Source organism: Amycolatopsis sp. NPDC051716 (assembly GCF_040681595.1).
In the GTDB taxonomy this organism is placed as follows: Bacteria; Actinomycetota; Actinomycetes; order Mycobacteriales; family Pseudonocardiaceae; genus Amycolatopsis.
The window spans coordinates 241,079-253,453 of record NZ_JBFAZA010000005.1; the positions used below are offsets into that span (position 1 = coordinate 241,079).

A 12,375-nucleotide genomic window follows, 5' to 3' on the forward strand; every position below is an offset into this window, starting at 1 on the left:
GGAGAGTCACCCGATCCGGTCACTTGAAGTTCAGGTGCCGCAGGGTGGTGTAGAGGTCCATCACACCGAGGGCGAGGGGCAGCACGGACGCGATGCAGATCGCTTCGATGATCTCCACCGTGCGCCGCAGCGGCGGCGAGAACCGCTGGTTCGGGAAGATCACGCCGACGACGAGCGCGCCCGCGGCGAGCAGGATCAGCACGCCGAAGACGTAGAGCAGGCGGTTCTGGGCGTTCGCCGAGACCAGCCAGCCGACGGCGATCCCGGTGGCCGAGACCAGGCCGGTGGTGAGCAGGGCGATCGCCTGGCTGCCGTTGGCGTACGCGCGGGCGCGCAGCAGCAGGACGAGCGTCGCGACGACGCCGAGGATGATCCCGAACGTCCCGGGCGCGCTCGCGGCGATGATCGCCGAGACGGCCACCGTGGCACCGCAGCCGACCATCAGGCCGGTCATGTAGTTGTGCGCGATCGCCGTGCGGCGCTCGATCGCCCGGTAGTCGGGGAAGCCGGAGTCTTCCTTCAGCTCTTCGGCGTTGCTCGGCACGTGCGGCAGCGGCAGCTTCGCGAGCCAGATCGTGGCGCGCGGCAGGATCGAGATGCAGGCGAGCGCGACCGCGACGGTGCCGGCCGCGATCCCGGCCGCCGGGTGCGCGACGAGCGTGCCGAACAGGAAGGCCAGCGCGCCGAAGGTGCCCGCGGTGGCCGCGGCGATGAAGGTCGTGATGCCGGCGCCGATGACCATGATGCAGACCGAGGCGACGATGATCACCAGGACCGCGCCGAGCAGCAGGTTCGCCCGCAGCGACAGCCCGGGCACGATGTAGAAGCCGCTGACGAAGGCCAGCGGAAGGCCCCCCGCCGCGGCGATCAGCACGCCGGTCGGCTCCGCCTGGTAGCCCTTGGCCAGCGTCGCGCCGATCGCGACGCAGGCGATCGCGCCGATCCCGCCGGCGATGGCCGCGCCCAGCGCGCTCCCGCCGTAGAAGGAGCCGCTCATGAACAGCGCGACGGCGGCGGCGAACAGCGCCAGCCCACCGGCCACGTGCCCGAACCGGTTCGCGGTCTCCTTCGTCCACGGCCGGAAGCTGTCCGGGGACGATTCGGCAATGGCGTCGACGACGTCGTCGTACAGCGGCGGCGGCGGGTTTTCGTTGCGCTTGCGCAGCTGGAGCAGCTCGCCGTCGACCACCCCGAGCGAGGCGAGGGTGCGGCTCGGATCGAGCGGCGCGTCCCCGAGCTTCGCCAGCGCCCAGCCACCGTGGCGGGCCCCACCGTCGGGCGCGGTCTCCTTGGCCATGTCCAGCAGCATCGGCAGCAGATCGGCCACCGCGACGTCGGCGGGCAGCGCCACGTCGATCCGGGTGGACGGCGCGACGACCGTCACCCTGCTGAAAACTGTCGTGCCCGTAGCCACTGCACTGCCCCCGCTCGGTCGATACTGCTCCCGGGGGAACTTATACCGAACCCCGGCGCGGGCAGCACCGAACGTCCGAAATTCACCGGCAGCCGCAGCTCATGGCGTAAGCCGCCCGTCGTTTCCCTCCGCCGCCGATCGCAGCTCATGGCGCAGGCCGCCCGGGCTTCACCGGCCGCCGGTCGCAGCTCAGAGCCCAGAGCGCGCGATTACTGTCGGTGCCGCGCCATATACTCGTCAGGCGAGGTCAGGACCGGTTCACGAGGGCGTTACGGCATCCGCCGGAATTCCACCGCGGCGTTCGATAGGTTGATCCGCGCACCTTGCGCACTAAACGGTGGCCGCCATCGTCGAGTTTGAAGAGGGGTCCTTCGATGAGCACGCTGCAGTTCAAGAAGTCGCCGCGGCTGGCGGCACCGCGGCCGCCGGGTGGTGAGGTGCACCTCGAGCCGCCGCCCGAGGTTCCGCGCGTCATCCCCGGGAACATCGTGATGAAGGCGCTTCCGGTCGTCATGATCGTCGCGTCGCTCGGGATGATGGTCTTCATGTTCCAGGCCAGCAACCGGAACCCGATGATGATGGCCATGGGCGGCATGATGGTCGTCGGCACGCTCGGGATGATGGCCGGCGGCGGCGGCAAGGGCGGCGGTGCCAAGCGCGCCGAGATGGACGAGGACCGCAAGGACTACCTCCGCTACCTGGGCCAGATGCGCGATCGCGCCCGCGAGGCCATGGTCGACCAGCGCGCCGCCCTCGAGTGGGTGCACCCCGATCCCCAGTCCCTCTGGTCGCTGGCCGCCAGCCGCCGGATGTGGGAACGCCGCCAGAACGACCAGGACTTCCTGCACCTGCGCGTCGGGCGCAGCTCGCACCGGCTCGCCACCCGGCTCGTCCCGCCCCAGACCGGGCCCGTCGACGAGCTGGAGCCGATCGCCACCCTCGCGCTGCGCCGGTTCGTGCGCGCGCACTCGATCGTTCCCGACCTGCCGACCCAGATCACCCTCCGCGGGTTCGCCGCGGTCAGCATGCAGGGCGACCGCGCGCTGACCCGCGGCCTCACCCGCGCGATGCTCGCGCAGCTCGTTTCCTTCCACAGCCCCGACGACGTGCTGATCGCGGTCGCCACCGCGGGCCGGGCGAAGGAGGAGTGGGAGTGGGCGAAGTGGCTGCCGCACGCCCAGCACCCCACGCTGTCGGACGGCATCGGCCAGCTCCGGATGATGGCCGGCTCGCTGGCCCAGATCGAAGACTGGCTCGACGAAGAACTGCGTGACCGCCAGCGCTTCTCCCGCAACGCCACGCCGGCGCCGGACCAGCCGCACGTCGTCATCATCATCGACGACGCCGAGGTCACCCGCGAAGAGCAGATCGTCCTGGAGGAGGGCCTGGTCGGCGTCACGCTGATCGACCTGTCCGACTCCCTCGGCAACCTCGCCGCCCGTCGCGGCCTCCGGCTGGTCGTCGAAGCCGACAGGCTGGGTGCGCGCAGCGCCGGCGGTGTCGAGTGGTTCGGCCGCCCGGACACCCTCAGCCTGGTCGAGACCGAGTCGCTGGCCCGGCTCATCTCGCCTTACCGCGTCGGCGGCGCCGCCGGCCAGGACGTCGGCGACGAAGAGCCGCTGCTGTCCAACCCGTCGCTGCTGGAGCTGCTCGGCATCCCCGGCGACCCGATGACCTTCGACGTCCAGCAGGCGTGGCGGCCGCGGCCGATCCGCGACCGCTACCGCGTGCCCTTCGGCGTCGGCGAGTACGGCCAGCCGGTCGAGCTGGACATCAAGGAAGCCGCCGCCGAAGGCATGGGGCCGCACGGCCTGTGCATCGGCGCCACCGGTTCGGGCAAGTCGGAGTTCCTCCGCACCCTGGTGCTTGGCCTGCTGTCCACGCACTCGTCGAGCACGCTGAACTTCGTCCTCGTCGACTTCAAGGGTGGCGCGACGTTCATGGGCCTGGACAAGGCCCCGCACGTCTCGGCGGTCATCACCAACCTCGCGGACGAGGTCACACTGGTCGACCGCATGAAGGACGCGCTGGCCGGCGAGATGAACCGGCGCCAGGAAGCGCTGAAGAACGGCGGCAACTTCAAGAACGTCTGGGAATACGAGAAAGCCCGCGAAAACGGCGCGGACCTCGACCCGCTGCCCGCGCTCTTCATCGTCTGCGACGAGTTCTCCGAGCTGCTGTCGGCGAAGCCGGACTTCATCGACCTGTTCGTCGCCATCGGCCGGCTGGGCCGGTCGCTGCAGATGCACATGCTGCTCGCCTCGCAGCGCCTCGAGGAAGGCAAGCTGCGCGGCCTGGACTCGCACCTGTCGTACCGGATCGGCCTCAAGACGTTCTCGGCGGCGGAGTCCCGCGCCGCGATCGGCGTGCCGGACGCGTTCGAGCTGCCGTCGGTCCCCGGTGGTGGGTACCTGAAGTACGACACCTCGACGCTGGTGCGGTTCAAGGCGGCCTACGTCTCGGGTCCGTACCGGCCCGCCGGGCTCAAGGCGGCGGGCCCGGCGGCGACCGTGGTCCGCGCGGACAAGCGGCCGCAGCTGTTCGTCCCGGACTTCGTCGAGCTCCCGAAGGAGCCGGAACCGCAGTTCGTCGAGGTGGCGCCGAAGGAAGAGCAGCGGCAGCCCGAAGAGGCGGTCGAACCCAGCGAGCTCGACGTGATCGTCTCGCGCCTGGTGGGCCAGGGCCCGCCGGCGCACGAGGTGTGGCTGCCGCCGCTGAAGGACCCGAACTCGCTCGACACCCTGCTGCCGAACCTGAACCCGACCGACGACCGCGGCCTGTCCCCGGTCGGCTTCTTCGGCAACGGGCGGCTGCAGGTGCCGCTGGGCATCATCGACCGGCCGTACGAGCAGCGCCGCGACCCGCTGTGGGCCGACTTCTCCGGCGCGGCGGGCCACGGCGTGATCGTGGGCGGCCCGCAGACCGGCAAGTCGACCATGCTGCGGACGCTGATCATGTCGATGGCGCTGACGCACACGCCGGAGGAGGCGCAGTTCTACTGCCTCGACCTCGGTGGTGGCACGCTGGCCGGGCTGGCCGGCCTGCCGCACGTCGGCGGGGTCGCGGTGGCGCGGCGCGAGCCGGACAAGGCCCGCCGGATCGTGGCCGAGCTGACCACCCTGCTCACCGAGCGGGAAGGCCGGTTCGGGGCGATGGGCATCGACTCGATGACCGAGTTCCGCAACCGCAAGCGCCGCGGCGAGATCCGGCCGGACCAGGACCCGTTCGGCGACGCGTTCCTGGTCGTCGACAACTGGCGGGCCCTGCGCGACGACTTCGAAGAGCTCGAAACCACGATCACCCGGCTCGCCACGCAGGGTCTGTCCTACGGCGTGCACGTGATCATCTCCGCCAACCGGTGGGCCGACATCCGCCCGGCGATCAAGGACATGCTGGGCACCCGGTTCGAGCTGCGCCTCGGTGACCCGACCGAGTCCGACATCGACCGGCGCATCGCGGTGAACATCCCTGCCGGGCGGCCGGGCCGGGGCCTGACCCGCGAGAAGCTGCACATGCTGGGCGGCCTGCCGCGGATCGACGGCTCCAGCGACCCGGAGACGGTCGCGTCCGGCGTGGCCGACGCGGTGGCGAAGATCAAGGGCGCCTGGCGCGGCCGGGTCGCGCCGCAGGTCCGCCTGCTGCCGGAGCTGATCACCTACGAAGACGTGCTCAAGCTCGACTCCGCCCGGGACTCCAAGCTGGTCCCGATCGGCGTCAACGAAGAGGACCTGCAGCCGGTCTACCTCGACTTCAACGCCGAACCGCACTTCTACGCCTTCGCGGACGGCGAGTCGGGCAAGACGAACCTGCTGCGGCAGATCGCCCGGGGCATCTCGGAGCGCTACACCGCCAAGGAAGCCCTCATCCTGCTGGTCGACTACCGGCGCACGATGCTCGGCTTCATCCAGGGCGATTCGCTGCTCGGCTACGCGGTTTCGGCCGCGCAGCTGGAGAGCATGGTCGGCGACGTCTTCAACTCGATGACGCGCCGCCTGCCGGGCCCGGACGTCACGCAGGAGCAGCTGAAGACGCGGTCCTGGTGGAAGGGCCCGGAGCTGTTCATCCTCGTCGACGACTACGACCTGGTCGCCACGTCGTCGAACAACCCGCTGCGGAAGATCTCCGACTTCCTGCCCCAGGCCAAGGACGTCGGTCTGCACCTGGTGGTCGTGCGGCGCACCGGTGGCGCGAGCAAGGCGATGTACGACCCGATCATCGGCAAGCTCAAGGAGATCGCGGCCCCGGGCATGGTGATGAACGGCTCGCGGGACGAAGGCGCGCTGGTCGGCAACATCAAGGCCGGCCCGATGCCGCCGGGGCGGGGCAACATGCTCACCCGCAAGTACGGCAAGCAGCTCATCCAGGTGTCGTGGATCCAGCCGGACTGACTGTCGGGGCGGCCTGCTTCTGGCCGGATCGGGAACAGGCGGCCGGACGCGCTCGCGGCGAGGTGGGTAGGTTCCTCCCCGAGGGCGCGTCCCGGCGGCGGGGCGCGGGGGAACGCGACGAAATGGGCGGGAGCTGCCGGTGACGGTCCGGGTTGCGGTGGACTTCGGGACATCGAGCACCTGCGTCGTCGCCTCGGTGAACGGGCGCGAGCCGCAGGTCGTGGTGATCGACGGCCAGCCGCTGATGTCTTCGGCGGTCTACGCGGCGGCGGACGGCACGCTGTTCGTCGGCCAGGAGGCCGAGCGGCAGGCGGCGGTCGACCCGTCGCGGTACGAGCCGAACCCGAAGCGGCGGATCGACGAGGGCGAGCTGCTGCTCGGCGAGAACGTCCTGCGGGTCACCGACGTCGTGCACGCGGTGCTGGGGCGCGCGGTGTCCGAAGCGCGCCGCCTGGCCGGGGACGCCGAGGTCGACCTGCTCGTGCTGACCCACCCCGCGGACTGGGGCGCGATCCGCACCCGGCTGCTGCGGCAGGCCGCGGGCGGGCTGGCGCGCGAAGTCGCGCTGGTGCCGGAGCCGGTCGCCGCGGCGGTCTACCACGCGGCGACGTTCGCGCCGCAGGACATGAAGGACGATCGCACCGTCGAGTTCAGCGGCCGCCCCGGCGAAGCGCTGGCGGTGCTGGACCTCGGCGGAGGCACGGTCGACGTCAGCGTGGTGCGCCGGCTGCCGCCGGACACCGCGCGGGACCGCGCGGGCCGTCCGCAGCGCGGCGGTTTCCAGGTGCTCGCCACCCGTGGCGATCCCGCCTTCGGCGGCGCGGACATCGACCAGGCGTTGCTGGAGCACCTGGGTTCGCTGGTTTCCGCGGCCGATCCGGACGCCTGGCGCGAGCTCGTCGAAGGCCGCGAGCTGGCCGACCGGCGCCGCCGCCGCGTACTGCGCCAAGACGTGCGGGGAGCGAAGGAGACGTTGTCGCGGCACGCCTACACCGATGTGCCGATGCCGCCGCCGTTCGCCGACGCGCACGTCACGCGCGAGGACCTCGAGCGGCTGATCACGGCGCCGCTGGGCCGGGTCGTCGAGCTGACGGTCGCCGCGATCGGCGACGCCGGCCTGCGGCCGAAGCAGCTCACGGCGATCTTCCTGGTCGGCGGGTCGAGCCGGATCCCGATGATCTCGCGGCTGGTGCACGAACGCACGGGTGTCGTGCCGACCAGCCTCGACCAGCCCGAGACGGTTGTCGCGCGCGGCGCGCTGCGGGCGGTGCTGGTGGACCCGGACCGCACCGGTGCGCTGCCCGGCGAAGCGATGGCCCGGCTGGGCGCGGCCCCGGGTGGCGCCCTCAACCCGGCGGCGCAGCGCACGGAGGTCGTCCGCCCCGGCGACGTCGCCCCGCGCCCGGCGCCGCCCCGCTCCGGTCCGGGTGGGTTCCCGAACCGCCCGGCGCCCCCGCCGTCGCCGCCGGCCGGCCAGCCGGTGGCCCGGCCGTGGACGCCGCCGGCCGGGCAGCCCGCTCGGCCGAACCCGCCGGGCCCGCCCGCCGGCGCCCGTCCCGCACCGGAACCGGCCGGGAAGAGCCGCCGCAAGCTGTGGGGCCTGATCGCGGCGGCAGTGGTCGTCGTGGTGGCGCTCGTCGTCACCGGGGTTCTCGTGTTCAAGGACTCGGGGACCCAGGTCGAGAGCGGCCGGACGCTTTCGCAGTACGACTTCAAGTTCGTCGCACCGGAGGACTGGGTCCAGACCGACGACCGGGTCGCCGACAAGCAGGTCGTGATCCACCCGCAGGAGTCCCGTGACGGCAACGACCTGCTGGTCGCGCAGGAGTACGTCATGGACTACGACGCGACCGCCGACCCGCAGAAGCTCGTCGACGAGCTGACGCGCAGTGCGGAACGGGAGTCCGCGCGCTACAGCGCGTTCGACCCGAGCCTGTCGTACGCCGGCAAGACGGTGATCGGGTACCACGAGAGCAAGCCGGACCGGCCCGACCTCCAGGTCGACTGGTACGTCGTGGCGAAGGGCCGGATCCGCGTCCACGTCGGCTGCCAGTACGCCACGGCCCCGCTGCGGGACCGGGTCGCGGCCGCCTGCGTCCAAGCCGTGCGCACGGTGGAAATCCTCAACTGAGAGGAGGGCACGCGGTGCCGTCCGAAGAATTCGAAAGCGCCGCGGCGTCCTTCACGCGGATCGGGCAGGACGCGGTGACGCATTCCCGGCGCGTCACCGGGAACGCGCTCGCGCGCAGCCGGCGGCGGCGCGGCGAGAACGCCGAACTGCTGAAGCAGAGCGGGCGCGGCACGAAGTCCGGCGACCCCACGCCCGGCACACTGCGCGCGGCCGCCGAACGATTCCGCCGCGCCCGGGGGCTGGCGGTTCCCGCGGCGCCCGATCCGGTTCCTTCGCGTTCGCAACCTCCCGCACGAACCCCTCGATCGGGTGACGACGACGAAGACTTTTCCCAGATGCGAATCATGCAGCGCGATCAGTGAAACCGCGCCGCCGGTTGCTGTGCGCGTGCTAATCCTGCTGGTGAGGAACGCATTTTCGGGTGATGCGCCACGGGTTCGGGGTGTTCTCCGGATACCCGCGGCGACCGGTTCCCGGTGCGGGCGTTCACGCAAGCAACTACTTCCGGGCAAACCACGACAAGGGGGAACCGGACATGGCAGTGTCTGCGTCGTAGGGCCGTACGAACGAACAAGCTTGGTACGGACAACCACCACTCTTATGAAGGGGGTACCGGTATGAGCGCCGGACAGGGATTCCAAGGAACAGTTGCCCAGTTCACCGATGCCGAGGGCAAGGTCACCGAGGTTCGGGCCCAGATGGACCAGAACCTCTCGACGCTGCGCGACCGCATCGAGGCCACCCGCGCCGGCTGGCAGGGTGAGGCGCAGAAGGCGTTCGACCACGTGATGCTGCGCTTCGACGAGGACGCTCGCGGCATGAACCAGGCGCTGCAGCGGATCGGTGAGCTGCTCCGCGAGGCCGGCTCCAAGTACGAGCGTTCCGAGCAGCAGCAGCAGGAGATCCTCGGCGCCGTGAACCGCGGCTTCGACGCTCTCGGCTGAGCACCTTCCGAATCCTTTCCCACCACCCCAGCATCTTCAGCTCAAAAGGAGTAAGTCATGCCTGATGGCGCCGGCATTGTCGTCAATTACGCCACCATCCGCGCGGCCGCGGATGACTGCACGCAGACCGGGGGCGAGCTGCAGGCAGCTTTCGACCGCCTCAAGGACGACCTGCGGCCGCTGACCACCACCTGGACCGGTTCCGCGAAGGAGCAGTACGACGCTGCCCAGCGCACCTGGGACCAGAAGTTCGAGGACCTGAAGCAGGTTCTGGCGCAGATCGCCGCCGCCCTGCCGCAGATCGCCGACGGTTACCAGTCGACGGACAGCGCCGTCGAAGGCCTGTTCTGAGCCGGTAACCCCGGAAACCACGGCGGGCCCGCACTCCGGTGCGGGGCCCGCCGTTTTCTTTTGCGGCAACGGCAACGGCAACGCGGCGGAGACCGCCGGAAAGCTCAGTGCGGGGCGCCGACCTCGTACTCGGGCCGGTCGTTGAGCACCCGCACGGTCACCTTCTTCTGCTGCCCGCCGATCGTGACCGTGCAGTCGAACGTCGTCCCGTTCCGCGCGGCTTCGTTCGCCGGGCACTGCGCGTTCTTCACGTCGGGCTCGCCGTAGTTCTCGTTCAGGACCTTCACCACACCGTCCTGAAGGGACTGTTGCTCCAGGACGTCCCCGCGGAACGCGCCCAGCAGCCAAGCCGCGCCGCCGCCCAGCGCGAGCACCAGGACCGCCACGGCGGCGATCAGCAACGGCTTCTTCGGCTTCGGCTTCTTCTGCGGCTCGACGGCGAAAGCGCCGAGACCGCCGTACTGCGTGGGCTGGAACCCGCCGCCGTACTGCTGCCCGGGCCCGGGAGCCGGCTGCTGGGGCGTCGGCTGGGACGGCGGCTGCCACGGGCCGCTGTTCGGCGGCCCGGGCTGCCACGGCCCGGAGAACGAGCCGGACGGCTGCCCCGGGTTCCACTGGCCGGGGTGGGACCCGGTGGTGTCGGGGCCGGGATTCGCGCCCGGGCCGGCGTTCTGCTGCCACTGCCCGGCGTGCGGGCCGGTCGCCTGCTGTTCCGGCGGCCACCCCGCGGGGGTGCCGGGCGGGTTCGGCGGCGGCTGCCACCACTGCGGCTGCGGCGGGCCGGGTGGCTGGGACGGTGGGGACGGTGGCGTCATCGGAGATCACCTCGGGTCGTGGGCACGCCTCAGCTGCCCTGCGCTTCGCCGAGCCGGCGGTAGAAGTCGTCCATCGCCGCCCGGTCGGGCAGCACGGTGATCTGGCTCGCGTCCGGCAGCTTCGGCATGTCCTGCAGGCTCGCCTTTCCGGTGAACCGGAATTCGTACTTGAGTTCGAGCTGGTGGCCGTCGCCGGCGAACTTGGCCTCCATCGCGAAGGAGGCGAGGCTGCCGTCCGGGTTCAGCGTGATCGTGGCCGGGACCGCGGCCTTCTTCAGCTCCGGCCCGATCTGGCCGGTGATGCTCGGCGGCAGGATCTCGACCTTGTCCTTGACGAAGATCCCGAACGGCACGTTCACCGTCAGCGCGGTCTTGCCGTCGCCGAGGCTCTTCGCCCCGCGGACGGCGCGCTTGTCGGCCTGGTACGCCTCCACGGTCGAGTCCGCCATCCGGCACGGCGTCAGCACCCCGCCCCAGGCGCACGGCAGGACCAGCCCGCCCTCCGGCTTCGGCATCGACACCCACGCCGTCGGCGAGACGCCCTTCTGCACGTACATCGGGCCGAGGTAGGTGTACTCCACCGTGCCGTCCGCGGGCGTGTACGTGTCGATGATCTCGTCCGGGTTCTTCTGCGACCGGTGCCGCACCGCGCGGTTCTCCGGGTTGCCGGTGCGCGCCGACGTCACGGTGCTGTGGACCCACTTGTCGTCGAACTTGAAGTAGGCGTCCAGCGAGTTGGTGACGTCGCGCGTGTCGGTGATGGCGTCGGAGAGCTTGCCGATCACCTGCTCGAACTTGGCGCCGACGTAGTCCGCCGCGTCGTCGCCCTTCGGCAGCGCGGTGCCCGCCTTCGCCTGGCCGCAGGCGCTGACCAGGGCCAGCAGGGCGCCCAGGACGAAGATCGCCGTCGGTCGTTTGCTCATGCCGTCCCCTGCTCGCCTGGTGCTCCGGATGGCCCCATCCTCGCGTGTCGAGGTGGCGCGTGCAGGCGCTTCGGGGGGAAAATTCCGGTAGGGTCCGGCTGCGCCCGGGCCGCTAGGAGCCTAATATGGGCGCTTCCACCACCCCCCATGCGCGGGTGCGGGGACTGTGGGGGTATCTTCATATGTCGTTGTGCGCTGCGGCGCGTAAGCGCTAGGCCCGCACAGAACCCACACGCAATGTTGACGACGAGGTAGACCCTTGCCCACGTACAGCCCCAAGCCCGGCGACGTCACTCGTGCCTGGCACGTGATCGACGCCGAGGATGTCGTGCTCGGACGGCTGGCGACCGAGGTCGCCACGCTGCTGCGCGGCAAGCACAAGCCGACCTACGCCCCGCACGTGGACACCGGTGACTTCGTCATCATCGTCAACGCCGAGAAGGTCGCGCTCACCGGAAACAAGCGCGAGCAGAAGTTCGCGTACCGGCACAGCGGTTACCCGGGCGGTCTGCGGAAGCGCTCGTTCGGCGAGCTGCTGGACACCAAGCCCGAGCACCTTGTCGAGAAGGTCGTCAAGGGCATGCTGCCGAAGAACAAGCTCGGCCGCGCCCAGGCGAAGAAGCTGAAGGTGTACGCCGGCTCGCAGCACCCGCACGCCGCGCAGCAGCCGCAGGCGCGCGAGATCACCAAGATCGCGCAGGTCGCGCAGTGAGTGAGGAACAGTCTGTGACCAGCACCGAGACCGAGACCCCCGAGGTCGTCGAGGCCCCCGAGGCGACCGAGTCCGGCGCCGTCGAGACCAGCGAGACTCCGGTCGAGACCAGCGAAACCCCGGTCGCGACCAGCGAGACCCCCGCCGCGACCAGCGAGACCCCGGTCGCCACGAGCGAGAGCGCCGCCGCGCCGCGCCCGTCGCGCGCCGCGGGCGGCAACGCGCAGACCGTCGGCCGCCGCAAGGAAGCCGTCGTCCGCGTGCGGGTCGTCCCGGGCACCGGCCAGTTCAAGCTCAACGGCCGCACCCTCGAGGAGTACTTCCCGAACAAGGTGCACCAGCAGCTCATCAAGGACCCGCTGGTCCTGGTCGAGAAGCCGGACTCGTTCGACATCTTCGCCAACCTCCACGGTGGCGGCGTCTCGGGTCAGGCGGGCGCGCTGCGCCTGGCGATCGCCCGTGCGCTCATCGAGGTCGACGCCGACGACCGCCCGGCCCTCAAGAAGGCCGGCTTCCTCACCCGTGACGCGCGCGCCACGGAGCGGAAGAAGTACGGCCTCAAGAAGGCCCGCAAGGCCCCGCAGTACAGCAAGCGCTGATCGCGCCCTCAGGCGCGAACCACCGGAGCGCCCATCCGTCCATCGGATGGGCGCTCCGGCGTTTTTCCCTGGACAACGATCGGCCCTGGACAACGATG

Annotated in this window: 10 protein-coding genes; 7 read left to right on the plus strand and 3 right to left on the minus strand. The window is 70.9% G+C overall.

Going from position 1 to position 12,375, the window contains the following annotated elements:
* Positions 1–19: 19 nt before the first annotated feature.
* Complete coding sequence (eccD, locus tag AB0M30_RS09005) at positions 20–1,384, minus strand: type VII secretion integral membrane protein EccD (protein WP_364581683.1); 1,365 nt, start codon at positions 1,382–1,384, stop codon at positions 20–22.
* A gap of 404 nt (positions 1,385–1,788) precedes the next feature.
* Here eccD and eccCa point away from each other — a divergent pair, with 404 nt between their 5' ends.
* From eccCa to AB0M30_RS09030, 5 genes are all read left to right on the plus strand, one after another.
* The gene (gene eccCa / locus AB0M30_RS09010; RefSeq protein WP_364581685.1) at positions 1,789–5,802 is read left to right on the plus strand and encodes a type VII secretion protein EccCa; all 4,014 of its coding nucleotides are present in this window, start codon (positions 1,789–1,791) and stop codon (positions 5,800–5,802) included.
* Positions 5,803–5,941: 139 nt separating this feature from the next.
* Positions 5,942–7,933 (plus strand): type VII secretion-associated protein, encoded by a 1,992-nt coding sequence (locus AB0M30_RS09015; protein ID WP_364581687.1) that lies wholly within the window; start codon positions 5,942–5,944, stop codon positions 7,931–7,933.
* Positions 7,934–7,947: 14 nt separating this feature from the next.
* Positions 7,948–8,295: a hypothetical protein gene (locus AB0M30_RS09020; RefSeq protein ID WP_364581689.1), complete on the plus strand. Its 348-nt coding sequence runs from the start codon at positions 7,948–7,950 to the stop codon at positions 8,293–8,295.
* A gap of 255 nt (positions 8,296–8,550) precedes the next feature.
* Positions 8,551–8,877, plus strand: coding sequence for a WXG100 family type VII secretion target (locus AB0M30_RS09025; RefSeq protein ID WP_360172151.1), 327 nt, complete (start codon positions 8,551–8,553; stop codon positions 8,875–8,877).
* 57 nt (positions 8,878–8,934) lie between these two features.
* Positions 8,935–9,228 carry a WXG100 family type VII secretion target gene (locus AB0M30_RS09030; protein WP_364581691.1) on the plus strand — a complete coding sequence of 98 codons (294 nt, stop codon included), beginning with the start codon at positions 8,935–8,937 and terminating at the stop codon, positions 9,226–9,228.
* A 104-nt stretch (positions 9,229–9,332) separates the two neighbouring features.
* Here the strand turns inward: AB0M30_RS09030 and AB0M30_RS09035 are convergent, their stop codons facing one another.
* On the minus strand, positions 9,333–10,043 hold the full coding sequence (locus tag AB0M30_RS09035) for a DUF4333 domain-containing protein (protein ID WP_364581693.1): 711 nt from the start codon (positions 10,041–10,043) through the stop codon (positions 9,333–9,335).
* Between the two features lie 29 nt (positions 10,044–10,072).
* Entirely contained in the window at positions 10,073–10,966 is an 894-nt protein-coding gene (locus AB0M30_RS09040) for a hypothetical protein (protein WP_364581695.1), read from the minus strand.
* Positions 10,967–11,225: 259 nt separating this feature from the next.
* Here AB0M30_RS09040 and rplM point away from each other — a divergent pair, with 259 nt between their 5' ends.
* Both rplM and rpsI read left to right on the plus strand, forming a co-directional pair.
* Positions 11,226–11,678 carry a 50S ribosomal protein L13 gene (rplM, locus tag AB0M30_RS09045; RefSeq protein ID WP_103342438.1) on the plus strand — a complete coding sequence of 151 codons (453 nt, stop codon included), beginning with the start codon at positions 11,226–11,228 and terminating at the stop codon, positions 11,676–11,678.
* Positions 11,679–11,692: 14 nt separating this feature from the next.
* Positions 11,693–12,277, plus strand: a complete 585-nt coding sequence (rpsI, locus tag AB0M30_RS09050; RefSeq protein ID WP_364581697.1) for a 30S ribosomal protein S9 — start codon at positions 11,693–11,695, stop codon at positions 12,275–12,277.
* Positions 12,278–12,375 lie beyond the last annotated feature (98 nt).